Annotated in this window: 23 protein-coding genes and 1 tRNA gene; 5 read left to right on the top strand and 19 right to left on the bottom strand. The window is 28.3% G+C overall.

Going from position 1 to position 25,734, the window contains the following annotated elements; genetic code table 11:
* The 4 genes from DU473_RS00115 to DU473_RS00100 are packed head-to-tail and all read right to left on the bottom strand — an operon-like array spanning position 1 to position 3,479.
* Positions 1-204 (bottom strand): hypothetical protein, encoded by a 204-nt coding sequence (locus tag DU473_RS00115; RefSeq protein WP_131163266.1) that lies wholly within the window; start codon positions 202-204, stop codon positions 1-3.
* Positions 197-886 (bottom strand): purine nucleoside phosphorylase YfiH/LACC1 family protein, encoded by a 690-nt coding sequence (locus DU473_RS00110; protein ID WP_131166049.1) that lies wholly within the window; start codon positions 884-886, stop codon positions 197-199. The genes DU473_RS00115 and DU473_RS00110 overlap by 8 nt, the downstream gene beginning before the upstream one ends.
* Positions 850-1,458, bottom strand: a complete 609-nt coding sequence (gene ribE, locus DU473_RS00105) for a riboflavin synthase (RefSeq protein WP_131166048.1) — start codon at positions 1,456-1,458, stop codon at positions 850-852. The genes DU473_RS00110 and ribE overlap by 37 nt, the downstream gene beginning before the upstream one ends.
* An 8-nt stretch (positions 1,459-1,466) precedes the next feature.
* Positions 1,467-3,479 carry a hypothetical protein gene (locus tag DU473_RS00100; RefSeq protein ID WP_131186335.1) on the bottom strand — a complete coding sequence of 671 codons (2,013 nt, stop codon included), beginning with the start codon at positions 3,477-3,479 and terminating at the stop codon, positions 1,467-1,469.
* A gap of 159 nt (positions 3,480-3,638) precedes the next feature.
* Between DU473_RS00100 and groES the strand changes: the two genes are divergently transcribed.
* Together groES and groL are read left to right on the top strand one after the other, a co-directional pair.
* Positions 3,639-3,899, top strand: a complete 261-nt coding sequence (gene groES / locus DU473_RS00095; RefSeq protein WP_131163262.1) for a co-chaperone GroES — start codon at positions 3,639-3,641, stop codon at positions 3,897-3,899.
* Positions 3,900-3,919: 20 nt separating this feature from the next.
* Positions 3,920-5,557 (top strand): chaperonin GroEL, encoded by a 1,638-nt coding sequence (groL, locus tag DU473_RS00090; RefSeq protein WP_131163261.1) that lies wholly within the window; start codon positions 3,920-3,922, stop codon positions 5,555-5,557.
* Positions 5,558-5,599: 42 nt separating this feature from the next.
* Here the strand turns inward: groL and DU473_RS00085 are convergent, their stop codons facing one another.
* Together DU473_RS00085 and flgL are read right to left on the bottom strand one after the other, a co-directional pair.
* A complete protein-coding gene (locus DU473_RS00085) occupies positions 5,600-8,428 on the bottom strand; it encodes a DNA translocase FtsK (RefSeq protein ID WP_131163260.1) in 2,829 nt (942 codons plus the stop codon).
* A gap of 107 nt (positions 8,429-8,535) precedes the next feature.
* Positions 8,536-10,794: a flagellar hook-associated protein FlgL gene (flgL, locus tag DU473_RS00080; RefSeq protein ID WP_131163259.1), complete on the bottom strand. Its 2,259-nt coding sequence runs from the start codon at positions 10,792-10,794 to the stop codon at positions 8,536-8,538.
* A gap of 296 nt (positions 10,795-11,090) precedes the next feature.
* Between flgL and DU473_RS00075 the strand changes: the two genes are divergently transcribed.
* Together DU473_RS00075 and DU473_RS08360 are read left to right on the top strand one after the other, a co-directional pair.
* Positions 11,091-11,177, top strand: a tRNA-Leu gene (locus DU473_RS00075).
* Between the two features lie 223 nt (positions 11,178-11,400).
* Positions 11,401-11,601 (top strand): Arm DNA-binding domain-containing protein, encoded by a 201-nt coding sequence (locus tag DU473_RS08360; protein ID WP_316328895.1) that lies wholly within the window; start codon positions 11,401-11,403, stop codon positions 11,599-11,601.
* 81 nt (positions 11,602-11,682) lie between these two features.
* Here DU473_RS08360 and DU473_RS00065 read toward each other — a convergent pair whose 3' ends face one another.
* From DU473_RS00065 to DU473_RS00015, 12 genes are all read right to left on the bottom strand, one after another.
* The gene (locus DU473_RS00065; protein ID WP_131186334.1) at positions 11,683-13,014 is read right to left on the bottom strand and encodes a Cj0814 family flagellar-dependent secreted protein; all 1,332 of its coding nucleotides are present in this window, start codon (positions 13,012-13,014) and stop codon (positions 11,683-11,685) included.
* 100 nt (positions 13,015-13,114) lie between these two features.
* Positions 13,115-13,558: a hypothetical protein gene (locus DU473_RS00060; RefSeq protein WP_131186333.1), complete on the bottom strand. Its 444-nt coding sequence runs from the start codon at positions 13,556-13,558 to the stop codon at positions 13,115-13,117.
* 232 nt (positions 13,559-13,790) lie between these two features.
* Positions 13,791-14,189, bottom strand: a complete 399-nt coding sequence (locus DU473_RS00055; RefSeq protein WP_234194141.1) for a hypothetical protein — start codon at positions 14,187-14,189, stop codon at positions 13,791-13,793.
* Positions 14,190-14,285: 96 nt separating this feature from the next.
* Entirely contained in the window at positions 14,286-14,456 is a 171-nt protein-coding gene (locus tag DU473_RS08210) for a hypothetical protein (protein WP_166683072.1), read from the bottom strand.
* 1 nt (position 14,457) lies between these two features.
* A complete protein-coding gene (locus DU473_RS00050; protein ID WP_131166042.1) occupies positions 14,458-14,793 on the bottom strand; it encodes a chaperone NapD in 336 nt (111 codons plus the stop codon).
* Positions 14,780-15,706 carry a WD40 repeat domain-containing protein gene (locus DU473_RS00045; protein WP_131166041.1) on the bottom strand — a complete coding sequence of 309 codons (927 nt, stop codon included), beginning with the start codon at positions 15,704-15,706 and terminating at the stop codon, positions 14,780-14,782. Before DU473_RS00045 ends, DU473_RS00050 begins: the two co-directional genes overlap by 14 nt.
* 3 nt (positions 15,707-15,709) lie before the next feature.
* A complete protein-coding gene (locus DU473_RS00040) occupies positions 15,710-16,231 on the bottom strand; it encodes a nitrate reductase cytochrome c-type subunit (protein WP_131166040.1) in 522 nt (173 codons plus the stop codon).
* On the bottom strand, positions 16,231-17,013 hold the full coding sequence (gene napH, locus DU473_RS00035; protein ID WP_131186332.1) for a quinol dehydrogenase ferredoxin subunit NapH: 783 nt from the start codon (positions 17,011-17,013) through the stop codon (positions 16,231-16,233). The genes DU473_RS00040 and napH overlap by 1 nt, the downstream gene beginning before the upstream one ends.
* Positions 17,010-17,756, bottom strand: coding sequence for a ferredoxin-type protein NapG (gene napG, locus DU473_RS00030; protein ID WP_131166038.1), 747 nt, complete (start codon positions 17,754-17,756; stop codon positions 17,010-17,012). The genes napH and napG overlap by 4 nt, the downstream gene beginning before the upstream one ends.
* A gap of 6 nt (positions 17,757-17,762) precedes the next feature.
* Positions 17,763-20,531 (bottom strand): periplasmic nitrate reductase subunit alpha, encoded by a 2,769-nt coding sequence (napA, locus tag DU473_RS00025; RefSeq protein WP_131186331.1) that lies wholly within the window; start codon positions 20,529-20,531, stop codon positions 17,763-17,765.
* A 213-nt stretch (positions 20,532-20,744) separates the two neighbouring features.
* Positions 20,745-21,536: a flagellar basal-body rod protein FlgG gene (gene flgG, locus DU473_RS00020; protein WP_131186330.1), complete on the bottom strand. Its 792-nt coding sequence runs from the start codon at positions 21,534-21,536 to the stop codon at positions 20,745-20,747.
* 25 nt (positions 21,537-21,561) lie between these two features.
* Positions 21,562-22,374: a flagellar hook-basal body protein gene (locus tag DU473_RS00015; protein WP_131186329.1), complete on the bottom strand. Its 813-nt coding sequence runs from the start codon at positions 22,372-22,374 to the stop codon at positions 21,562-21,564.
* Positions 22,375-22,531: 157 nt separating this feature from the next.
* Here DU473_RS00015 and rpoD point away from each other — a divergent pair, with 157 nt between their 5' ends.
* Positions 22,532-24,397: an RNA polymerase sigma factor RpoD gene (rpoD, locus tag DU473_RS00010; protein ID WP_131186328.1), complete on the top strand. Its 1,866-nt coding sequence runs from the start codon at positions 22,532-22,534 to the stop codon at positions 24,395-24,397.
* 104 nt (positions 24,398-24,501) lie between these two features.
* On the opposite strand, the gene DU473_RS00005 is transcribed toward rpoD, so the two are convergent.
* Positions 24,502-25,734: DUF2972 domain-containing protein (locus DU473_RS00005; RefSeq protein ID WP_131186327.1), on the bottom strand; the 1,233-nt coding region annotated here is incomplete at its 5' end.

Raw genomic sequence — 25,734 nt, 5'->3', positions numbered from 1 at the left:
TTATTTACTTAGATGAGCCTTTTCTTTTATCTCTACTATAGAATTAAGAATTTTAATAAATTCATTCTTATCACTTTGATTTAAACTATTTATTTTAGAATTGATAAGAATTTCAACAAGATTTTCATTTAATAAATCACTATCTCCAAATTCTCTTGCTTTTTGAATAATTTTTAAAATTCTTAAATCTTTTTTTTCATACATTATAATCCTTTAAAACAATAACGCTAACAAATCTTTTTTTGGTTTGATCTCGTCTATAAGAAAAAAATTTTTCATCATCAAAAGTACAAATATTGCAATCATTTATATTATAGATATTTAAATCTTTTGCTTGTTCTTTAACTATAGATTTTAAATCTAGTCTAGAATTTTTGATAAAATCTTTAAAATACTTTTGCGAAAAAGATAAAAGTTTACCTTTAATCTCATAGTTTTTTTGACTAATACTAGGTCCTATAAATAAATTAATTTCTTCATTTTTAATATCAGAATTTAAAAAATAAAACTGATTAATACTTTCTTTTAAAATATTGCCAAAAGTCCCTTCTCTTCCAGAATGAAGTGCAGCTATAATGCCACTTTTATGCCATAAAAGCAAAGGCAAGCAATCTGCGCTTAAGACACAAAGTGCAACATTTTTACAAGTGCTAATAACTCCATCACAAGAAAAATTTATAAAATCCTTTGTAAAAATTTCAACTTTATTAGAATGAATTTGATCCATAAATATGCATTGTTTTATATTTTCATAACCTAAATGATAAAACAAATTTTCATTTATTATTTTAGCCCTATAAGAACTATAATCTTTATCATAAGCACAAAAAATACTAATTTGCTCATTATCTAATAAAGATAAGAAATTCTCTCCACATCTTCCCATGAAAGTCCTTTGGTTTGGTTTGTTTGTGCATAAAGATAACGTGCTAAAAGATCGCTTTCTATGTTAATTTTTCTTCCTATTTTATACTCTTTAAAAAGGGTTTCTCGAAAAGTAATTGGTATAATAGTAAGACGAATTTTATCTTTAAAAACCTCATTAATTGTCAAACTTACCCCATCAATCCCTATGCTTCCTTTATGTGCCATAAATTTCATTATTTTTTGAGGTAGAGTTATAAAAAAATCTACCCCATTTTCATTTTTTTGAATTTGAATAAGTTCTCCTATAGCATCTATATGACCTTGCATTAAATGACCATCAATTCTATCTCCATATCTTAACGCAGGTTCTATATGCACCTTATCTTTTAAATTTTCTATAGCGATCTTTGTGCGACTCTCTTTAGAAAGTTCAAGATCAAAACCATCTTTATAAAGCTTAATCACGCTTAAACATGCTCCATTAACAGCTATACTATCTCCAAGTTTTGGGCAATAATCAGCTTTTAAGCTTAATATATGACCTTGAAAAAATTTTACTGTTGCGATCTCTCTTATTAAGCCATTAAACATTTTTAACCTTAAAATATTTTATTAAAAAGTTTATCAATCTTTTCCCCTACTTTGTTTGTTTGTTCTTTAGTTTTTTCTCCAAGAACATTTTTAATTGAATTCGCTACACTTCCTACATCTAATTTTACTTTAGGACTTTCACTTGTTCCAGTGATCACACCTTTAAAATTTGCTTTATCTATATTGGCTTCAAAAGGAAGATTTAGAGCTTGTGTTTTTAAATTTATTGTTGCCTTACTTATGTTGACGTTAGTGTGTTTAGCTTGCATATTAAGATTAAAATCAATTAAATCTTTAGAAATGTTTGCTTTAGCATTAGAAGTATGAAAAACTTCTGTTGTGATATCTTTTAATGTTAAAATTTTAACAGCAGTTGTAATGGCATTTGGTTTTAATTTTCCTTCTTTTATATCAAGCTTAGCTTCTCCTTTTTCATTAATAACATCATAATTAGCACTTATATTAGCTTTGCCTTGATAAATATCAATAAAATCGAGACTTTTTGCCAATTCAGAAAGTTCAACTTCATTTAAATTTGCATTAAAAATATTATTTTTAAAGATTGCTTCCAATTTTCCATTAAATAAATTTTTACTCAATAATTCAATGTCAAAATTTTTATCAAAATTTACCTTAGTATTAAATTCTGCTTTTCCTTTCAGTTTTCTATCAGCCAAAAAGCTTAATTTTGAAAAATCATCTAAAATTAGATCAAAATTTGAATTGAGTATAGTTTTTTTAATGTCAAAATTTCCTGCTAAATTAGATATTTTAAAAAGATCTGAAAATAAATTAACATTAAAATTAGCTATATTATTTTTTATCGTAGAATTAGCTTTTAAATCAAAATTTATATTGTTTGGAGCTTGTTTATTTAAAATATTGCTTAAAGCTTTAGCATTAAAAATACCTTTTATATCCATATTTGCATTGGCATTTAACTTATCAAAATTTAAATCCAAATTTTCTACATTTGCATTAATATAACCGCTGCCTAAAGATTCATAACCTAAAATTTTTAAAATTTTTTCAATTTTTGCATTTCTTAAAATAATTTTTATTTTATTATTTTGTAAATTAGCTGCTACCTCTTCGCCTATATCATTAATACTAGCACTAGCACTAGAAAGAATATTTTGATTTAACTCTAACAATCCTATTATAGACATTGGACCATTTAATTTTATTTGAGTTAAACTTTGTAATTTTGCTAAATCTGTTGCTTTAATTTCAAAATCTGTGTTTAATTTATTTTTAGTTATATCATATAAAGTTTTTTGAGTTTTTAAATTCAAGTAATTTGTATTTGTATTGCTGATTATAAAAATCTTATCCTCTTTAATTAAAGCATTTACAGTAGAATTGATATTTGATTTAGGAAGTAAAACCCCAAAATCTTTTTGAATTTTTTCATAGTTTATATAACTTGTATCAAGTTTTATGTTAGCAATGCCATCAGGTTTTAAATCTTTTGCCTTAATTTGTGTTGTTATATCTATATAGCCTTTAGCATAAGTAGGCATAGACATAAGACTTAAGATATCTTCGATTTTTAAAGATTTTGCGTCTAAATTTAATGCAATAGGACTAAAGTCATAAATTCTTGAATCCAATTTTATATTAGATCCTAAAAAATAACCTTTACCATTAACTAAAAAATCACTTATTCTTCCATAAATTTTTCCATTAAATTCTAGATTTTTATTTAAATTTAAACCTAAATTTTTAGCATAATCTTTTTGCAATGCAATATTATAATCAAGATTAAAAGATAATTTTAAAAGACTTAAATTCCCATCAATATTCAAATGAGCAATATTTGCTAAATCAGATTTCAATTCCAAAAAAGAAGGTCTGAGTTTAAAATGAGTGATATTTAAATCAAAACCTAAATTCTGTTTTACTTTATTTTGAACAACATTTGAAACAATATTATTTCCAAATGATGTAAAAAGAATAATGTAAGATACAATAAAAATTGCAGCAATAAAAATCAATATGCCATAAAAAAATTTCTTCATTGTTTATCCTTAATATTTGATTTATAAATAAACTTTACTTTAATAGACTAAAGTTATATAAATATTTTTATTTAAAGTATTGACAAATTTCATTTTTTATAATAATATTTTATCACTCAAAATAAAAGAGTGCTAAAAAAATTATTAAGGATGGACAAAATGAATTTTCAACCTTTAGGAAAGCGCGTTTTAGTTAAACGAGTAGAAGAAACTAAAACAACTGCTTCAGGAATTATTATACCAGATAATGCTAAAGAAAAGCCTTTAATGGGTGAAGTAGTTGCAGTAAGCAAAGAAATAAATGATATTTCAAACGGTGATAAAATTATATTTGCAAAATATGGTGGAACAGAAATCAAACTTGACGCAAATGAATATCTTGTTTTAAATTTAGATGATATCTTAGGAATTTTAAAATAATTACAAAAAAGGATTATACAATGGCAAAAGAAATTATTTTTTCAGATGAAGCAAGAAATAAGCTTTACGAAGGCGTTAAAAAATTAAACGATGCTGTAAAAGTTACAATGGGACCAAGAGGTCGTAATGTTTTGATTCAAAAAAGCTTTGGTGCACCAAGCATAACAAAAGATGGAGTAAGCGTTGCCAAAGAAGTTGAATTAAAAGACAGTCTTGAAAACATGGGTGCTTCTCTTGTAAGAGAAGTTGCTAGCAAAACTGCAGATCAAGCTGGAGATGGAACTACAACTGCAACCGTTCTAGCACATGCTATTTTTAAAGAAGGTTTAAGAAATATTACAGCTGGAGCTAATCCTATTGAAGTAAAAAGAGGAATGGATAAAGCTTGTGAAGCTATAGTAGAAGAGCTTAAAAAACTTTCACGCGAAGTAAAAGATAAAAAAGAAATTGCTCAAGTTGCTACAATTTCTGCAAATTCTGATGAAAAAATCGGAAATTTAATTGCTGATGCTATGGAAAAAGTAGGCAAAGATGGTGTTATTACTGTTGAAGAAGCAAAATCAATTAATGATGAATTAAATGTAGTTGAAGGTATGCAATTTGATAGAGGGTATTTAAGTCCTTATTTTATCACTAATGCTGATAAAATGTTAGTAGAATTGTCAAATCCTTATATTTTATTATATGATAAAAAAATATCAAGTTTAAAAGACTTATTACCAATTTTAGAGCAAATTCAAAAAACAGGAAAACCTCTTTTAATTGTAGCTGAAGATATTGAAGGTGAAGCTCTTGCTACTTTAGTTGTTAATAAATTAAGAGGTGTTTTAAATATTTCTGCTGTAAAAGCTCCTGGTTTTGGTGATAGAAGAAAAGCTATGCTTGAAGATATTGCTATTTTAACAGGTGGAGAAGTGATTTCTGAAGAATTAGGAAGAACTTTAGAAAGCGCAACTATAGAAGATTTAGGACAAGCTTCAAGTATTATCATAGATAAAGATAACACTACTATAGTTAATGGTAGCGGAGAAAAAGCAAATATTGATGCAAGAATTAATCAAATCAAAGCTCAAATTGCTGAAACAACTTCAGATTATGATAAAGAAAAATTACAAGAAAGACTTGCTAAATTAAGTGGCGGTGTTGCACTTATTAAAGTTGGTGCTGCAACTGAAACAGAAATGAAAGAGAAAAAAGATCGTGTAGATGATGCATTAAGCGCTACTAAAGCAGCAGTTGAAGAAGGTATAGTTATAGGTGGTGGTGCAGCTTTAATCAAAGCAAAATCAAAAATTAAACTTGATTTAAAAGGTGATGAAGCAATTGGAGCTGCTATTGTTGAAAGAGCCTTAAGAGCACCTTTAAAACAAATTGCTGAAAATGCAGGCTTTGATGCAGGTGTTGTTGTAAATAGCGTTGAAAATAACAAAGACGAAAATGCAGGCTTTGATGCAGCTAAAGGTGAGTATGTAGATATGTTTGCTGCTGGTATCATTGATCCTGTTAAAGTTGAAAGAGTAGCATTGCTTAATGCAGTTTCTGTAGCAAGTATGCTTTTAACAACTGAAGCAACAATTAGTGATATAAAAGAAGATAAACCTGCTATGCCTGATATGAGTGCAATGGGCGGTATGGGAGGTATGGGTGGAATGATGTAATTTCATCCACTCCTGTTAAAAGAGTCTATTTTTTAGACTCTTTTAAATAATAATCTCTCTTTGTCCTTTAGAATCTGGCTCACTTAAAATCCCTGCTTTACTTAATTGTTCGATGATATTAGCAGCTCTATTGTAGCCTATTTTAAGACGTCTTTGAAGATAAGAAATACTTGTTTTTCGATCTTCTAAAATGACTCTTTTAGCATCTTCAAAAAGCTCATCAAATTCATCATTGTCAAAATCTTGTGCATTGTTATTTGCTCCTTGAGAATCCTTAAGAAAATTCTCATCATATTCAACACTTTCTTGATCTTTTAAGAAATCTACAATTTTCTCAATTTCACTTTCACTAGCAAAAGGAGCATGCAAACGCACAATAGAACTTGTCCCTGGAGGAGTAAAAAGACAATCCCCACGTCCTAGCAAACTTTCAGCACCCATAGCATCTAAAATAACTTTAGAATCAATCTTTTGCCCTACTTTATAAGAAATTCTACTTGGCAAATTAGCCTTAATAAGCCCTGTTACAACATCTACCGAAGGACGCTGAGTTGCGACGATTAAATGAATTCCACTAGCTCTTGCCATTTGCGCAAGACGCCCTATATAAAATTCAACATCTTTTCCAGCAGTCATCATCAAATCAGCCAATTCATCGATAATAACAACAATGAAAGGCAAAGTTTCTAGGCCTTTTTCTTTCATTTTCTCATTATAATTTTCTATATTTTTTGTTTTAGCATCAGCCATCAATCTATAACGACGTTCCATTTCGGCCACCATATTTGAAAGTGCAATGATAGCTTTTTTAGGATCTGTAATCACTGGAGTTAATAAATGTGGAATTTCATTATAAATGCTAAATTCAAGCATCTTAGGATCTATCATCAAAAGTCTTAGAGTTTTAGGAGAATTTCTATAAAGCAAACTCAAAAGCATAGAGTTTATACCAACACTTTTTCCACTTCCTGTGGTTCCTGCTATTAAAAGGTGTGGAAGTTTTTTAAGATCTGTTATAAAGGCATTACCCGCTATATCTTTTCCTAACGCAATTGCTAAAGAACTTTTTGCATTTTGAAATACATCGCTTTCTAGAATTTCTCTTAAATAAATCGTTTGGATTTGTTCATTTGGAACTTCTATACCAACTACATCTTTACCTGGAATTGGTGCTTGAATGCGTATAGATTTTGCTTTTAAAGCCATAGCTAAATCATCTTGAAGATTCAAAATACGACTTACCTTAACATCTGCACTTGGTCTAAATTCAAAAGTAGTTACCACAGGCCCAACAGAAGTGCTAATCACATCTCCGCCTATTTTAAAACGTCTTAACTTTTCTAGCAAATCATAAATTTTTTTATCTATTTCATTTTCATCCATATCTTGTTTAAGATAAACAGGATTAGCTAAAAATTCAAGAGAAGGAAGTTTAAAATCATTTGGTTTTTGAATTTCTCCTTGCTCTATATCTTTTAAAAGTTGTTGATTTAATTCTATTTCTTTAACTAAAATACCTCTAGAGAGTTCATTTTTTTGCTTAGATTCATTTAAATTGATATCTTGTAAATTATCATCTTGACTTAAAATTTCATTATCTAAATTTTCTTTTAAATTTTGATTAGTCTCATTTTCTAGCAAATTTTGTTGTTGTGATACAAAAGGCTCTTCTTTGATTTCACTCATCTTTATAACAGGAGTTTGTGGGATATAAGGAGTATTTAATTCTTCTACTGTTGGAAGAAATTCCTGTTTTTCTTCTGCTGGTGTAATTTCTTTATCATTGTATTGATCATTGATAGTATATTTGTTTCCTTGAAGTATGTTTAAATTTTCTTCTTTTTCAAGAATTTGAATTTCCTCTTTAACGCGATTTTCTAAAATTTGATTTTGATAAACTTTGTATTCTTCCGCAAGCTTAGCCTTTTGCAAAAGCTGCTCTCTAAGCTCAAGTTCTTTTTCAAAAATTTTAGGTTTATTAGTGGTTTTCTGTAAAGAAATTTCTATATTTTTACGCTTATAACTTGGCTCATCAAGATTACTTTTTTCATCAATTTGATCTTTTAAATCTTCAATTTTTTTAGGTTTTAAAAAACGTTCAGGAATCATATCTGCCTCTTCTTGTAAAATAAAATTCAATTCTTCATCTAAACTAATACTGCTTCTACTAGCTTTTTTAGCAAAATTTTCAATTTCTTTTGAAGTCTCATATATAAAACTTTTTGATTCGTTTATATTTTCATTTATATTTTTTTCTTCTTCTTTAATTTCTTCTTTATTGATTTTTTCTTCCGTAATATCACTTTTTATTAAATTTTCACTTTCTTGTTTTTGCTTTGTTTCTGTAAGATTATTTTTTATCTCATTAGACGAATTTAAAGTTTGTTTTAAATTAAATTTAAAAATAGGAGTTTTGGAATTTTTATTCTCTACTTCCTCTTTTTCTCCTCCAAAAACGTCCATAAATAAAGCTTTTATTTTGGACTCAAAATAAAGGAATTTACTAAAATCTAACTCAAGATTAAAAACCTCTTTAATAAACCCTGGAAAAAGTAAAACAATAGACAAAAGCAAAAAAAACAAAGCAATCAGTCCGCTTAATATATGTCCAAAAAAGAATGAAAAAGACTTATACAATAGCTTTAAAATATAACCTTCATTAGGATAAAAAATAGCAAATAAAAGCATTGCAGAAAAAATTATAAAGCAAAATCCAAAAATTTCACTTCGCTTAAAATTTTCTAATCTATAATGCCTTTTATAATAAATATAATTAATAATCATTAAAAAAAACGGATAAAAATATCCAAATTTTCCAAACAATAAAATATTAAATTTATATAAAAAATTACCCATAGAAGGTATAAACATACATAAACAGAGATAAAAAATACCAAAAGTTGAACTTAAAAAAATGACTTCTTTTTTAATTTTATATCCTTAAATTAAATTCAGAAGCCATTATAACATAAAAGATTTTATAGATAATTTAACAAGCTTATTTGAGAAATTGTAGAAGTAGCCTTTAATGAAGCCTGATAAGCAAGCTGAGTTTGCATAAGATTCATTATAGCTTCTCCATAATCGATATCAATAACATTTGATTTAATACTTTCTACATTTACACTTAAAAAAGTTACTCTAGTATTAGTATCCTCTATAGAGTTATGATAAGCACCCATAACAGTATTTAACTTGCTTACATGATCTGCTAAATGATCAAGTCTTTCTAGTGCTCCTTGCATACCTGTATTTCTTGGATCACTCGAATCAGCATCCGCTCTCATATTGCCACTTAAAACAGCATCAATCATCATATCAAGATCTTTAATCAAATCTACATTAGGCTCATCTATAACTAAAGAGTTATTAGCACTAAAAGAAAAATTTGGACCCGAGCTTACACTTGACGTATGAGTAAAAGGAGGTTGTGGAAATGTTCCGCTAGCAGAATCACTTAAAGAAATTGCTATATTTGTTCCAGAAGAAAGTTTATCTGTGACACTAATGCGTCCCTTATAATCCATTTTCACATCAACTAAAGATTTTGAATCGCTTAAATTCTTTTGATAGGTACTATAATCATTAGCACTCACCACTCCATTATTTGCATTGATACTTTGAGTTGGAGCTTTATCAGAAGCAAAAAGTGCTATTACATCATTTAATTGCTTATAAGTTATATCATTTGATGGAGTTACCACTCCACTATTTCCTGTAGCAGGATCTGTATGCATTATAGGAAAGGTAATGGTTTGATCAGGATTTGCAGGATCTGGATAGCTTACAGTTGAATTTTGCAAGTTTATTGTTACATCATAAGTATTTCCACCCTTAGAACTTACTTTTAAATTTAAAGTCGTATTAAGACTATCTCCTGCCATTACCTCGCTAAGTTTTGTAGAGTCCGTTGCATAAGCATTACTTCCTTTGATGATTTGTGAAACATTACCAAAAACAGTGTTACCATCTTTTTCAAAATACACATTATCATAATCAGCACCATTTGCTTGATTTCCATCAGAATCTGTCATATTGCTTCTTATAAAATCTGTTTGCGCTAGATCAAAAGTAAAATCTCTCGTTGTTCCATCTTGTGCTGTTAAGGTAATCGTTACAGGTTTTTGTAAATTTGTTATATCTCCACCATTTGCCAATGCTTGTTCCATTACAGCATTGGTTACATCGTCCATATTAAGATTATTGTCTTTAACAAATTTTTCCATTTGTTTAAAACTTTCAGTTGTTTCCATTTGTGGAGTGTAAGCAACTGCGTGAAAATCTAATTTATTGTTCCCTTGTTTTAAATCAGTGATTTGAATTTGACCGCTATCATTTATAGTTACATCAACTACTTTATTATCCGCACTATTTCCATAAAGCGCTCCTATACTTTCCATCACATCATCTAAGCTATCTTCTGGATTTACAAGCACAGCACTTTTAAAGCTTGTTCCATCTGGTCTTGTTCCTTGAACATAAAGAGTAGTTGGAGGAAAATTAAGTTTTAAATCTTTCTCATCAAAATCTCTATCTGGATCTAATTTTCCATCTTGAACATAGCCTTGTCCGATCAAATGACTCCATTTTGAGTCACCATCAAGGTATTTTGTTTTGCTAGGATCATCTTTTAAATTATAACGATTATCTGTAAAACTTACATTTGTTGTAATTTGTTTTTTATAGTCATTATCCGCTTTAAAAAACAAATCCCAACCTGGGATATTATAAGGGGTTTCCGTTCCTGAACCCGTTACGACATTGATATTATTTTTATCTCCATAATAATTGCCATTTGAATCAAAAGGTTTGTTATTTACCTGAGAACCTGAAAAAAGATATTGACCATTAATACTTGTATTTGCAAGCTGTAAAATACTTTCTTTAATTCTTTTTAGCTCATTTGCTATAGCTTCCCTTGATGTTTGAGAGTTACTATCACTTGCGGCTTGAGTTACCTTAACCTTGAAATCTTCTAAAAGTTTTACCATATCTTGTAAAGCTTTCATACTATTTTGAGTCATTTCTTGAGCTGATTGTGTTGCTTCTTTAACTTGTTGCAAAGTTTTAAGCTCATATTCAAGTCTAGTACTATCAATGTAAGCACTTGCATCTTCATAAGAATCTTGTATCTTAAGACCTGAAGAAATTTGTTGAGATATTTTATATAAAGCATTTTGACCATTCATAGAGTTAGAAACTGAATTTGTAAAATTTAATTTATTAGTAACCCTCATTTATAATTCCTTGATAAATTGTTAATTATCTTTTCAAATATTGCTAAGAACTAGCAAGCAATAAATATTCCAAAAAAATAATTTATTAATAGTTTTGTAGAAATTTTATCATTTATTGTCAATATGGTTTAAAATTTTTATTAGTAAAACTTAGAAATTATCGACTTTTAAACATATTTATTTATATTTTTATAAGTATTTAATAATGCTTTGTGTTAAAATTTTTTATAACAAGCAAAATCATTTTATTTTTTAAAGCATTTTTTAACCTAAAAAAAGTATAATTTCCAATTTTAGCCCAAGTGGTGAAACTGGTAGACGCGCTAGACTCAAAATCTAGTAAGGGCAACCTTGTGTCGGTTCGAGTCCGACCTTGGGCACCATTACTTCTTATCTCAATTAATCTCAAATGATAAACAAAACACCATAAATAAATGTTTTCAAAATATCTCAATTAATCTCTTTTGGCATTTTGAAAATATATGCAAAAAAATATTTTTTAAAAATTTGCACACACTTTATAAGGATAAAAATGAATATTGTTAATGATAGATAATTAAAAAATTTAGTTGTATCTAAAAAAACTTTTATTAAAGATGCTAGTATATTGAAGCAAGAGTATACTCAAATGGAAAAATAGATAAAAATTTCTATTTTAGATATAAACAAAATAAAAAGGCATACTCTATAAAAATAGGCAAATATCCACAGATAAGTTTAACAGATGCAAGAGAAAAAGCAAATCGGTTTAATTCCATATTGGTTTTAGTAAAAGATTCTAAAATCTCTTTAAAAAACATAAACTGAGATTATTGCTTTACAAAATGTTTTTAACCTTTTCGATTTTGATACCACTTTGGCGATATCAAAATCTTTGCTTTAATTTTTTTATACTCTAGTTTGCCCCAAAAGATTATTGAGTCTATCCATTATAGAATTTACAAAAGAGTTTATACTTTCATTACTTGCTTTCCAGCCATTATTTTTAGCATTATTAAATTCTCTATCAAACCAAGCTCCACCATAACCTATACTTGTATTTTGCCAAGCAACTCCTTTTTCCATTGCATATATATCTGCATCAAGCCAACCATCTTGAGCATAACCTTTTAATAAACTTGCAAAATCAACTTTTCCTGTCATGATGTCATCTAAGGAAGCTAATGATCCATCAAAGCTTTCTTTTGTCATAGCTTTAATATATGCTTTAACCAATGGGTTTAATGTTGTATTACCACCTTCTAAAACTTCTCCGCTATTAGATTTTAAAAAGCTCATAAACAAAGCTTCTTTAGAATAACTTCCATCTTCATTTTGTGGATAAACTGACATATCAGGATTAAAAGTATCTTTTGCTATATCGCTATCTAAATTTTGAGTTTGCATACTTTGTGGGGTGAAATTTAATGGTTGCAATCCTGTATTGATATGTCCAAATATTCCTAATTGTTCTATTTCATCATATTGTTCTTGAGTGTTATAATAGTTTGTTATAGTTTGACTATCTAAATTTTGAAACATAAACTTAAAATCCGTATTATGGATACTATACCCTTTTGGTAAAGAATTTAAATCTTCTATGCTAAAGCTAGTTTTATTAGAATTACCAAAACTATGATTTATAATTTGATCAAATTTAGAATAATATTGTCTTATAGTATCAGCCATATCTATGTTTGTATAATAACCACCGGTTACACCCAAGAAATTTTTACTTGATGAACTAAAATAATTTTCTTCATTAAATCTCTCTATCTCATCTAAAGTAGATTTATGTATCTTAAAATCTTTTGGTAATCCTGCAGCTTTATTAAAGTCTTCTCCCATATAACCATCTTTATCTACACTATAACCATAAGCTAAAGATGCAATATTACTTGTATTAACTAAAGGATCAGCTTGTTTATATTTTAGAGTATAAATAGAGTTTTTAAATTCACTAGCTATATCATAATTAGGAGAACTTGTTTTAGTATTTACACTAACATTAGTGTTATTACTATTTGATATATTAGCAGAATTTAACTCATCATCTAATACTTCACTTCTTATTAAAGTTTGTGAATTTTTATTTTGAATTTCATTTAATTTAGTGACATTTTGTTTTAAAAAAGTATTTGCAAAATTTATTTTAGAATTTTCTTTACTTTCTTTATTAGCTTTACTTTGTGAAAGTATAGAAGTATAACCTGAATTATCATTGATGCTAAAGATACTCATATTAACTCCTTGATTTAGATTCTGCCTTCAATCTAAATATAAATTAATATAAGCAAAATTTATTCCATTTTAGAATAAAATGGAATAAATTTAGAAAGAATTAGTATCTTTTTTTGAAGTCATTTAGAACTTGAAGTGCATAAGAACCATTCCAAGTCCAAATGTCATTAAGTCTACCTGAATTTTTATCGTAGCTTTGTAAATAATAATCTTTTTGATTATTTACATAACGGTATTTAGCAAGAACAATTTTTGATGAATCAATTCCCATTTTTTGAGCTGTTAAATGACTTCCTTTTTCGGTTCCATCTTCAGTTGCAACATAAGCATAGCTTCTAATTCCAGCAGTAAAATCATAGTTTGAATCTCTGTAAAAATAAACTCCACCCTTAACCTCTTTCATCTCATCAAGGCTAAGAACTTTAACGCCTGCACTATTATCACTAATTGCTCCATTACTTACTTTAGCAAGGATATCCCCTGCAAAAGCAGAACTTGAAATTAAAGCACCTAAAACTACAACACTAAGTAGTTTTTTAAACATTTTAGTTCCTTATTTTAAAATATAATGTGAATTTATTTTATTGCAGAAAATATTTTAAGTCAAATTTAATAAAACATTGTTTTATAGATATTTGAAGGATATTTATAATGATTTTATAGTATTTATGAGTGTTTTTATTTTTTTATAAAATTGGGTAAATTTATAATATTTATTGAATTTTTACTATATTGAAGTTATAAAAACCACATTAAATTCAAAAAGATATTGAACTTTATGTATTTTGGGCTTCTTGAATTTGAGCTATGATAACAGCCGCTTGCGAATTTAATGTTTGAAGTTGAGATTGTAAAGCTTGTTTTGTTTGTTCATTGGCATTTTGCATTTTTGAAATTATCTCAGCAATTTTTGCCATAATCTCATTTAATTTTGCTAACAAATCCAGATAATCTTTAGAATTTTGACTTACACTCGAACCATCATTTTTAATAGCTTGTTGGCTTACTGTAATTTCTGGCTTTTTAGTGTTTGTATCATCATCTTTTGAGGTTTTATTTATTTTATCTTTTGAATTTTGATTAGAATCTTTCAAATCTAAAGTATTTTCTAAAGATCCATTTGTCGCATCTTTAAAATTTTTAAAAACTAAATTTGCATTGATATTAACTTGCATTTTTATCCTTTAATTTATAGAATAAAAATCGGAAAATATGGCAAAAGATTAATAAAATTTAGAGAATAGTTTTATTAATTATATAAAAAAATAAACTTATTTTTTAGTATTAAAAAGTTGCTTTAGGTATTCTTGCTTTAAAGAGTTATTTTCTTCTAATTTTATTTCTTTTTGCTCTTTTACAGCCAAATCCTTATCAGAAAAATACAAATAATCGATTCCAAAAATTATGGCAAAAAATATAAGTAAGGGGATTAAAAAAATCATTTTAAGATAATCTCCTAAAAATACTTCCATAATACTCTATATTCTCTGCTTTTTCATTTTTTTCTATAGTTTCTATAGCGCCACTGTTAATAGCTTTTTGTATATCATCATCTAAATCTTGATAAGAAAAAACCATACTAATGCTAATTATATTAGAAAGCTTTTCAAGTTTTTTATAAGAACTTAACTCATCTTCTAAATTTTCACTTTCTATAATCACTATAATCTTTCCATTTTCGCTCATTTCAACTGAACAATTTGGCACTTGATTAATATCTTGAATCAATTTTTCTTGATTTTCCTCTTTTGTTAAAATTAAAACACTAGAAAGATTCATTTAAACTCCTAAATAAAAGTATATTTGAAAATCCAGAAAGAATAAAATTTTTATTATCTATAAAAATTATATTTTCAACACTTAAATTTTCATTATCAAAAAAAGTTAATTGTTTTAAAGTGTCAGTATCTAACACCTTAGTTTTATTATCGTTGTTATCACTAAAAAGAATAAATTTACCATCAGGACTTAAAGAACAAGCATAAATTAAAAAATTTTGTTGTGAAAAATTTTCTTTATTATTTTTTATAACCCCTATGCGTCTATCAGTAGAACAACTTAAAATTATATTTTTTTTAAAATCCACCTGATAAATATTATCTTTATGAATTTGTTTGTACTGATGTATTATTTTCCATTTTAACAAATCAAAAAGTTCTATTTCTCCACTTTCAAAACCTAATACCAAAAGAGTTTTATCTTCGTTTAATTGTAAATTTCCTAAAGCTGATTGTGAAAATTTAAATTTTTTTAATAAAATCGAATTTTTTCTATCAAAAAGATAAATTTCAGAACTTATTGAAGCTATAAGAATAGTATATTTATCAATAAAAAAAACTTTTCTTATATCATTTAATCGAATTTCTTGCTTTTTAAGTTGGTTGTTTTTATAAATAAATAAATCCTTTTCTCCAAAACTTCCTTCGCTTAAAATCAATAAACTATTTTCTAAAAAATCTATATCATAAATTTGAGAAAAACTTTCATCATAATAGCTTTTAATTTTAGGCAAAATAAAAAGTTTTTTTAACTCATTATTTTTTAAGTTAAAAGAAAAGACTTCCCCTTGATCTGTTCCAATATATAAAAAATTTTTGTCTTTTTTTAAAGAACTTACATTTGAATTTAATTTTATTTCATAAGAAAAAGAATAAAACACAAGAAAAGTAAGGATAAAAAATATCCTTACCATATCTTATTTTACTCCCTCATTGATTACATCAATTAGGTTTGATTTTTTAAGCAAATCTTTATTGGTAAAATCTGCTTTAAAAGTATTTCCTACTATCGGTTTAGCATCACTTTGTGGCACATGACATTGAGTACAGTTAAATCTCGTATCACTTATAACATCGCCCATACTTTTATTATGTCTAAAGTCATAATAATGAGTTGGAGGAATTGGAGTTGCGCCCACATCTGTAGCAATAGCTTTATCATGACAACTTAAACATGAATTATTATCTTTTGTAATAGGTAATAAATCTTCTGTAGAATGCGGGATTAGCGGAGGAGCATTCTCATAAGATCTATCATAAACACTCGCTTCACCTGGTTGAGCTGCGCTGTAGTTAATATCAGCTAAAACAACTTTATTTTCATTTTCTAAACTTGCTTTTCTAAGTCCAATTTGCTCTGAGCTTATACCACTATTAATTCCACAAGCAACCAAAAATAAAGCTGCAGCAGTTGAAACTAAAAATATTTTCTTTTTCATTATTTTTTCCTTAAATCGAATATATTAAAATTTAAAGCATTATCATCACAAACTTCTATACATCTTGCACATCTTATACACTCTCCAGAAGTTACACTAGCACTTTTTTTTGCTATCATCCACAAAACTTGTTTTTCTGGACATATATTAACACAACGATAACATTTGGTGCAATTATCTACATTGTGTTCAACTTTTAAAATTGCAAAACGAGAAACTACAGCATAAAAAGCTCCAAGAGGACAAATATGAGAACAAATAGCTCTAGAGCTTAAGAAAGTATCTATGCAAAAAATGATAAAAGCAACAAAAATCCAAGAAGTCCCACCAAAAATAATTCCTCTATGAATAATACCTATATAAGAAAAATTTTCAAATACAGGCAAAGAGAATATAAAAGATAAAATTAATACTAAAACTAAAATAAAATAACGCAAATTTTTATTTAAGATTAAAAATTTACTTGTTTTAAAATTCAATTTTCTACGCATAAAAGCAGAAAAATCTGTGATTAAATTTACAGGACAAACCCAAGAGCAAAATGCTCTTCCTAAAAATACCCCATAAAGCATAAGAATCACTAAAGCGCCCAAAAGCATAGTTATATCTACACTCAAGCTTGCTAAAAAAATTTGTAAAATGGCAAAAGGATCACTTAAGGGAATAGTTGAAAAAAGAACAGAAGAACTTAAATTCCCATTTAATATGAAATGAGCACCACTAAAACTAAAAAGAAACAAAATTGCAATTTGGATAAAACGTCTTAATATAAGGTATTTCATAGCATTTCCTCATTGTTAAGATAATCTTGTGCTCTATTTTGTTTTGTTTTGTTTTTTGTATCATCTTCATTTAAACGTTTTTCATCTTCCTTATCCCAACCTTTTATATAATGAGATCCTGCTTTACCTAAAACAAATTTTCTTGGTAAAACTTTAATAGCTGGTTCTTGAGTAATACAAGCAAGCTCACAAAGTCCACAACCAACGCAGACTTCATGATCTACAACAGGCAATAAAAAAGCATGTTTTGCTGTGCGTTCATTTCTTTTAAATTCAAGTTTTAAAGCCTTGTCGATTAAAGGACAGGCCCTATAACATGCATCACATTGAATTCCCCAATATGCCACACACGAAGCACTATCAACAATAGCTATGCCTATTTTCACTTCAAAAATTCCATCCTTTTTTTCAAGATACTTTTTATCTAAAGCATCTGTTGGACAGTCTCTAATGCAAGGTATATCTTCACATAAATAACAAGGAATTTTTCTCGCTTCAAAAAAAGGTGTCCCATTTTGAGGCGCATCAAGTAAAGAAGCAAGTTTTAAAGTATCATATGGGCAAGCATTAACGCAAAGTCCACAACGAATACATTTTGATAAAAATCTTTCTTCATTATCAGCACCAGGAGGTCTAAGATAATATCTATCTTTAGCATTTAAGGCTAAGCTAGCCAAAAAGCCTCCTCCTGCACAAAGACACAAATTTTTAAAACTTTTTATGAAAAATTCTCTTCTTTGCATTGGGTCTTAAGCCTTAGTAATCTTAACTGCACACTTTTTATAATCGGTTTGTTTTGACAATGGACAAGTAGCATCTAAAGTTACTTTATTGATATAAACATTTTCATCAAACCAAGGTACATAAACTAATCCAACAGGTGGCTTATTTCTACCTCTCATATCTATACGCGCTTTAACTTTTCCACGACGAGATTCAATCCAAACTAAATCACCTTGATTTAAAGATAAGTTTTTAGCATCAATCTCATTTATATAGCAAAGTGCCTCAGGAACAGCCCTATAAAGCTCAGGAACACGCATAGTCATAGTTCCACTATGCCAGTGCTCAAGCACCCTACCCGTTGCAAGCCAGAATGGATATTCTTTACTTGGTCTTTCAGGGGCTTTCATAAATGGTCTAAAGAAAATTTTTGCTTTATTTTTAATGCTATATTTTTTATCATCTTTTGGAGCAATCAAATCACCCTTAGCTAGCATTTTATCAAACTCTCCATAGAAAGCAAAATCAGAATTTGGAGCAGCTTTTTTTGCATAATAGTCAAATTTAGTATTAAAGCGCCATTGTGTTTCTTTTCCATTAACAACAGGCCATCTTAAACCTCTTACCTTATGATAAGTATCAAACTCAGCTAAATCATGTCCGTGACCTAAACCAAATTTGCGATATTCTTCCCAAAGATATTTTTGAACAAAAAATCCATAACCCTTAAATTCTTTACCATCACTTCCTATGATATTTCTTTCATCACCTTTAGCATCAGTATTATCAAATCCTTTAGCTACTTCATCTTCGGTACCAAAACTCTTAGCTTCTGTATTCGCAAAAAGAACATCATAAAGAGTATCCTCTTCATTATATCCCATATTTTTAGCATCTTCTAAAACATTTGGTAATGTTAATTTATCATCTACTTTTTGTTCTTTCCATACTTCTTTAAGTTTAAACCTTTTTGCAAATTCCATAATTTGCCAAGTATCACTCATAGCTTCACCTACAGGTAAAACTTGTTGACGCCAATGTTGCGTTCTTCTTTCAGCATTACCATAAGCGCCCCATTTTTCATATATCATAGCACTTGGTAAAATTAAATCAGCCACTTTTGCTGAAATTCCAGGATAACAATCACTTACTACGATGAAATTATCCATATTTCTTGCTGCTTCAATCCAGTGATTTGCATTAGCAGTATTTTGCCAAGGATTATTTACTTGAACCCAAATAAATTTGATTTTTCCATCTTCTAAGTTTCTCATTATATCAACAAAAGCAGATCCTGGTTTTGGATTGATAGTTTTTGAAGGAACTTTCCAAATTTTTTCTGAAATCTCTCTATGTTTTGGATTTGCAACAACCATATCTGCTGGCAAACGATGAGCAAAAGTTCCAACCTCTCTAGCCGTTCCACAAGCACTAGGTTGTCCTGTTAAAGAAAATGCGCCATTTCCAGGTTTTGATTGTTTACCTAGTAACAAATGCACCATATAGGCTTGTTCATTTACCCAAGATCCACGTGTATGCTGATTAAAACCCATAGTCCAAAAACTTACCACTTTACGATTTTTTTCAATATATAAATTTGCTAGTTGTTGAAGTTTTTTCTTAAAATCTTCTAAAGATTCATTATCATCACCTTTAGAAACTTCTGCAACATAATCAAGCGTATAAGGACTTAAAGCTTTTTTAAATTCATCAAAACTAATCTCCCAGTTATCACTAGCTTGATTTCTATGTTTCATATAGAATTTATCACCTTTTTTAACACCAAGATAAGCGAGTGAAGTTGCCTCTTCATCATCTAAAGTAATAACATTTTCTTTTTCAACGATATCTTTTTCTGATTCTTTAAATTTTGGATGATTTGGATCATTTCTCATACCATAACCAATATCGGTATATCCTGTAGCAAAAACACAATGTTTATCAATAAATTTCTTATCTATTGCTTCTGGATAATTATATACAATTTCTCTAGCAATAAAATTCCAAATTGCTAAATCTGTATTTGGTTTAAAAATAATTTCAATATCTGCTATATTTGAAGTTCTATTAGAATAAGTACTTAAATTTACTATTTTTACCTTATCAAGATTGCTTAATTTTCTATCACTTACCCTTGACCAAAGAATAGGATGCATTTCAGCCATATTTGCACCCCAAGTTATAATAGTATCTGTTAATTCTATATCATCATAACAACCTGCAGGTTCATCTATACCAAAAGTTTGCATAAATCCAATTACTGCAGATGCCATACAATGTCTTGCATTTGGATCAATATTATTTGTTCTAAAGCCAGCTTTTGCAAGTTTTAATGCAGCATATCCTTCTTGAATGGTATATTGACCACTTCCAAATATACCTATACCGCTAACACCTAATTCATTATAAGTTTTTTTAAATTGCTTTTCCATTTCATCAAAGGCTCTTTGCCAAGAAACTTGTTTAAATTTACCTTTTTTATCAAATTCGCCTTTTTCATTAACACGCAATAAAGGAGTTACTAATCTATCCTCTCCATACATAATTTTTGCATTAAAATAACCCTTAATACAATTAAGCCCCCTATTAACTGGAGCTGCTGGATCTCCTTTTGTAGCCACTATTTTACCATCTTTTCTAGCAATCATAATTCCACAGCCTGTTCCACAAAATCTACAAACTGCTTTATCCCATTTCCAATTTTCTTCATTAGAAGCAAAACTAGGAACACTAAGCCCTGCAACACTTGCAGCACTTGCAATAGCGGTATTCTTAATGAAATCCCTTCTATTCATTTTTTCCTCCAAAAATTTAAAGATAAAAATTTTATTATAGTTTATGCTTAATAAAAACAATATTAATTTAGCAGTCAAAAGAAATAATTTCAAAATATCTATTTAGGATATTTTGAGTCTTAAATAATTTATTTAAATAATAATATTTTAGAAGAATAAGAATGATAGAATTTTCTAAATAATATTAAACAATTATTTAGAAAAATTTGAAAATTATCGTTTGAGCTGATTAACTATGCTTAACATATCATCACTTGTTGTGATCGCTTTTGAACCAGCCTCATAAGCTCTTTGCCCTGTAATAAGATCTGTCATCTCTTCAACAAGCTGAACATTACTAAGCTCCACAAAACCATGTTTGATTTGTCCTAAGCCATCTTGTCCTGCAATTCCAGCAACCGGAGCTCCACTTGCACCTGTTTCTAAATAAAGATTATCTCCTATTGAATGAAGCCCAGCAGGATTGATAAATTGGACAAGCTCTACTTGTCCAATTTGCGTTTCTTGTTGTTCTCCTGGAAGCATTACAGAAACAGTTCCATCTGTAGCAACATTGATCGCTATAGCACCTTCTGGAATAGTCATTTCAGGCAAAAGTCTATATCCGTCTGAATTTACTATATTTCCTTCATTATCTTTTGTAAATTGCCCATTTCTGGTATAACCTATGGTTCCATCAGGAAGTTGCACTTGAAAAAATCCATTTCCAGCAATAGCCATATCCAAACCATCTGTACTAGTAGCCTTAAAACTTCCTTCTGTAAAAATTTTAGTAATCGCAGTTGGACGCACACCAACACCAACTTCTATACCAGAAGGAGATAAAGTAGTAGCCGAAGTTGAAGTTCCTGCATACTTCATGGTTTGATACATAAGATCAGCAAATTCAGCTCTTGACTTTTTAAACCCTACTGTATTAACATTTGCAATATTATTTGAAGTAACATCAATTTGTGTTTGCTGTGCTATCATTCCAGTAGCAGCAGTATGAAGTGATCTCATCATAGTTTTATCCTTTTGATTTATTTAATTATTTAACACTTGCAAGTTTATTGATAGCATCTTGGTTTAAATCATCCATGTGTGCTGTCATAACTTTTTGATACATTTCAACCATTCTATTAGCCTCTATAAGACCTACCATTTCAGTAACAGGATTTACATTTGATCCTTGAGAAAAACCTTGTCTTACTGAATTTGAATTATCCAAATCTCTAATTCTTGTTAAATCATCAATTTTATATACATTATCGCCATCTTTTTGCAAGGCTCTTATATCATCAACTTGAGCGATAAATAATCTTGAGTTTTGATTTCCATCAACGGAAATATTTCCATTTTTATCCACATTAATATAATTTGCGTTTTCATTTACTTTAATCCAAGCATTTTCTGGATTATCAAAATAGTTAGAATTTAAAACTTTATAACCTTGTTTATTAACTAAATAACCCTCATCATCAAGTTGAAAATTTCCATCCTTTGTAAGTCTTATTTCTCCATTATTAGTTTGGACAAGATAAAAAGCATCTTCTCTAGTTATTGCAAGATCTAAAGGATTATTAGTAGTTTTTAAAGAACCCATAGTAAAGTCTGTATACTCTTGATCAATTTGTGGAACCCTATCAACTGTAGTATTAACAAATCTTGAAGCATCTCTTGTATGATTTTGTATAGGCAACTCATCTTGAGTTTCTTTAAAAATCCTTTTAAAATCTGCAATAACAACATCATCTCTTTTGTAGCCACTTGTATTAATATTAGCAAGATTATTTGTAATTACATCCAATCTATTAAACTGTGTTACCATGCCACCTGTTGCTTGATAATATCCATTTTGCATATTTTCACCTATATTTTTTTAATTTTCAAAATGCATTAAAGCAAAGAGTGTTCCAAAAATCATTTTAATATCAAATTATAATGAAAATATAAATTTTTAAGAAAATTTTAGCTAAAATATTAAATTTAATGTAAAAATATAATAAACAAGGAAGTCAATGAGCACAAAAACTCAAGAAGCAGAATTAGAAGAACTGTTTAAAGAAAATGAAAAAGATTATATTACTTATGAAAAGTTAGTTAAATATCTTTCAAAACAACCTAATGCATCTATAGCAAAAAAAATACAGACTTTAATCAAAAAATATAAAGTTCAACTTTTTTCTGCAGCTGAAATTGCACAAATTAAAAATATAGAAGATGCTAAAAGATTACAAGAAGAAAAACAAAAACTTCAAGATACTAGTTTAGAAAGTGAATTTGATCTGGCAAATGAAAATGATTTGTTAGAATGGAGTAGATCAGATTCCCCTGTGCGTATGTATCTAAGAGAAATGGGACAAATTGCTCTACTTAGCAAAGATGAAGAAATAGAAATCTCTAAAAAAATAGAACTAGGAGAAGATATAATAATTGATGCTTTTTGTTCTGTTCCTTATTTGATTGATTTTATCTTAGACTATAAAGAACCTTTAATAAATAGAGAAAGAAGAGTAAAAGAACTTTTTAAAAGTTTTGATGATGATGATAAAAATGATGATAAAAATGATGAGCTTGAAGAAGAAGATGAAGAATTAGAAAATGAAAATGAAGATAAAAACAAAAAAAATAAGAAAAAAGAAGACGAAAGAACTTTAAAGGTTATAGAAAAATTTAAAGCTCTAGAAAAAGCAAAAAAAGATTGGCTTAAAGTGAGTAAAACAGATAACAAAGAAAGTGATAATGATGAATTGCTTGATAAACTAAGTATCGCCTTTAAAAAGAATATTCTTAAAGAAAAACTTATGGATTTAGGTCCTACTTCAAAACTCATTTCAGAAATTGTAAAATCAATGGAAACAGCTCTTAAAAGTGATGAAGAATTTGATAAAGAGCTCAAACGTTTAGAATATCGTTTGCCAATGTTTTCAGAAGAACTTAAAACACGCCATGCAAATATTTTAAAAGATATTACAAAATTAAGCAAGGAAGAAATCGCCGAAAAATCACTAGAAACTACTATGGTTAGCACATATATGGAGATCAAAAAACTCTTTCAAACTAAAGAAGCTAGTAAAAAAGGATTTGATCTTGAAAAAAATCATCTTAAAGAAATTCTAGAGCAAATTAAACGTGGGAAAAAAATTTCAGATGAGGCCAAAGCAAGAATGGCTAAATCAAATTTACGTTTAGTGGTAAGTATCGCGAAACGCTATACAAATCGTGGTCTTCCTTTTTTAGACCTTATACAAGAAGGCAATATAGGTCTTATGAAAGCTGTGGATAAATTTGAATATAAAAGAGGCTATAAATTCTCAACCTATGCTACTTGGTGGATAAGACAAGCTATATCAAGAGCAATTGCGGACCAAGCAAGGACGATTAGAATTCCTATACACATGATAGAAACTATTAATCAAATCAATAAAATCATACGAGAACATTTACAAAAAAATGGCAAAGAACCTGATGTAAGCATTATAGCCAAAGAGGTGGGTCTAAGCGTAGATAAGGTAAAACAAGTAATTAAAATCACAAAAGAACCAATATCATTAGAAGCACCAATAGGCAATGAAGATGATGGAAAATTTGGTGATTTTGTAGAAGATAGAAATTCACTCTCTCCTATGGATCATATCTTAAAAGATGATCTAAAAGAACAAATTGACGAAGTTTTAGATCAGCTTAATGATAGAGAAAAAGCAGTTATTCGTATGCGTTTTGGTTTGATGGACGATGAAAGCGATAGAACCCTAGAAGAAATCGGCAAAGAACTTAATGTAACCAGAGAAAGAGTGCGTCAAATAGAAAGTTCAGCTATTAAAAAATTAAAACATCCTAAAGTTGGAAGAAAGCTTAAAAACTATATAGAAGGATGGAAATAATTTTCCATCTTTTATTTTTTATCAAACCTTTAAAAGTAATAGGTTTTATTATAGGGTAAAAATTTTTACTATTAATTTTTTATTTTATTGATAAGTCTTAATCTTTAACTCCCTCCATCTAATTCTTCACACATTTTTTCAAATTCTTGATAGTATTTCCAAGAAGCCACTATATCAGGTCGTTGTTGTTTAATATAGGTTAATTCTTCATCTAGTATTGACTTTGCACTAAGTCTAGCCTTTTTGTTGGCTCTTAAATGTTCCAAAACATCTGTAGTCTTAAGCATTAAATCATCTTCTATTTCAATTCTTGCATGTAATTTAGATATAAATTCTTTTAGATATTTAGATAATCTCTTGAAAAATTCATTATCATTTTGTAATTTTCTGTAATCATCTTTATGAATATAAATACCTATTAAATTTTTAGTTACTGGAATATCTAGTATTTGATAAAGATCTATAAAATCAGTATTATGATTTAAAGCTTGTATATGAATAACAATACTTTGGGAACTCTTATTAAGAATTTCATTTTTTCTTTTCTTATAAAGATCTTCTTTGTTTGCATAAAGCGTTAATGGAAGTAAAAAATAAAGATTTCCACCAAACATTTCTCTTGTTAAATATATTTCTTGCTCTTTATTTGGTTCTTTAAATTTAAATTCTTGTGCAAGATTCTTCAAAGTTTGAATAGTTCTTTCGCCTTTTATTTGAGAAACATCTAGATAAGTATAATCTTTAAACCTAAAAAAACAGTCCTTTAATGTTCTCCAAAAAAAATTTTGAGATTTTTGTCCATCTAGAGTATCTGGTAAGTTATAACTATATTTTTGAATATCTTTTACAACATCTTCAAAATTATAACTTAAATCAAATTCTCTTGTTTTAGCCAAATCACTCCCCCATTTTCTACCATAGGCATGTTTAATTAACTCCATAGGATCCCTTATTTGAAATAACACAGGAGTTATTTTTATAAATGAAAAAAATAATTTATCCCTTTTTTCTTTACCGCCATACCAATCAGGCGCAATATCATTAATAGTTATAATATTCCTTTGACCCCTAAGCTCTAAAAGTCTATTATAAAATTTAATATAGCGAATATTTCCTTCGCCTCCGCAAAAATAATCAATAGTATTAAAATTACCTAATAAAAATAAAAAATGCATTAAAGCACAAGCACCAGAACCGTGATTAAAAAACCATACAAACTCATAATTATCAGGTAAAGGTAAGTTTAACTCCCATGCAAGATTAGCATCAATACTATGATAATTTAATTCTTCATTTATATCCTTTAATTTATTTGGATCAAGTAAAGAAGGATAGGG

The sequence above is a fragment of the Campylobacter novaezeelandiae genome (assembly GCF_004323845.1).
Taxonomy (GTDB): domain Bacteria; phylum Campylobacterota; class Campylobacteria; order Campylobacterales; family Campylobacteraceae; genus Campylobacter_D; species Campylobacter_D novaezeelandiae.
The sequence above is the reverse complement of the archived record's forward strand: the minus strand, read 5'-3'. Positions and strand labels throughout refer to the sequence as shown.

Bases quoted from the DNA above. Each gene is read 5' to 3' on its own strand.
- DU473_RS00115 (WP_131163266.1), bottom strand. From the start codon at position 204: ATGTATGAAAAAAAAGATTTAAGAATTTTAAAAATTATTCAAAAAGCA.
- DU473_RS00110 (WP_131166049.1), bottom strand. From the start codon at position 886: ATGGGAAGATGTGGAGAGAATTTCTTATCTTTATTAGATAATGAGCAA.
- ribE (WP_131166048.1), bottom strand. From the start codon at position 1,458: ATGTTTAATGGCTTAATAAGAGAGATCGCAACAGTAAAATTTTTTCAA.
- DU473_RS00100 (WP_131186335.1), bottom strand. From the start codon at position 3,479: ATGAAGAAATTTTTTTATGGCATATTGATTTTTATTGCTGCAATTTTT.
- groES (WP_131163262.1), top strand. From the start codon at position 3,639: ATGAATTTTCAACCTTTAGGAAAGCGCGTTTTAGTTAAACGAGTAGAA.
- groL (WP_131163261.1), top strand. From the start codon at position 3,920: ATGGCAAAAGAAATTATTTTTTCAGATGAAGCAAGAAATAAGCTTTAC.
- DU473_RS00085 (WP_131163260.1), bottom strand. From the start codon at position 8,428: ATGTTTATACCTTCTATGGGTAATTTTTTATATAAATTTAATATTTTA.
- flgL (WP_131163259.1), bottom strand. From the start codon at position 10,794: ATGAGGGTTACTAATAAATTAAATTTTACAAATTCAGTTTCTAACTCT.
- DU473_RS00065 (WP_131186334.1), bottom strand. From the start codon at position 13,014: ATGAGTATCTTTAGCATCAATGATAATTCAGGTTATACTTCTATACTT.
- DU473_RS00060 (WP_131186333.1), bottom strand. From the start codon at position 13,558: ATGTTTAAAAAACTACTTAGTGTTGTAGTTTTAGGTGCTTTAATTTCA.
- DU473_RS00055 (WP_234194141.1), bottom strand. From the start codon at position 14,189: ATGCAAGTTAATATCAATGCAAATTTAGTTTTTAAAAATTTTAAAGAT.
- DU473_RS08210 (WP_166683072.1), bottom strand. From the start codon at position 14,456: ATGATTTTTTTAATCCCCTTACTTATATTTTTTGCCATAATTTTTGGA.
- DU473_RS00050 (WP_131166042.1), bottom strand. From the start codon at position 14,793: ATGAATCTTTCTAGTGTTTTAATTTTAACAAAAGAGGAAAATCAAGAA.
- DU473_RS00045 (WP_131166041.1), bottom strand. From the start codon at position 15,706: ATGGTAAGGATATTTTTTATCCTTACTTTTCTTGTGTTTTATTCTTTT.
- DU473_RS00040 (WP_131166040.1), bottom strand. From the start codon at position 16,231: ATGAAAAAGAAAATATTTTTAGTTTCAACTGCTGCAGCTTTATTTTTG.
- napH (WP_131186332.1), bottom strand. From the start codon at position 17,013: ATGAAATACCTTATATTAAGACGTTTTATCCAAATTGCAATTTTGTTT.
- napG (WP_131166038.1), bottom strand. From the start codon at position 17,756: ATGCAAAGAAGAGAATTTTTCATAAAAAGTTTTAAAAATTTGTGTCTT.
- napA (WP_131186331.1), bottom strand. From the start codon at position 20,531: ATGAATAGAAGGGATTTCATTAAGAATACCGCTATTGCAAGTGCTGCA.
- flgG (WP_131186330.1), bottom strand. From the start codon at position 21,536: ATGATGAGATCACTTCATACTGCTGCTACTGGAATGATAGCACAGCAA.
- DU473_RS00015 (WP_131186329.1), bottom strand. From the start codon at position 22,374: ATGCAAAATGGATATTATCAAGCAACAGGTGGCATGGTAACACAGTTT.
- rpoD (WP_131186328.1), top strand. From the start codon at position 22,532: ATGAGCACAAAAACTCAAGAAGCAGAATTAGAAGAACTGTTTAAAGAA.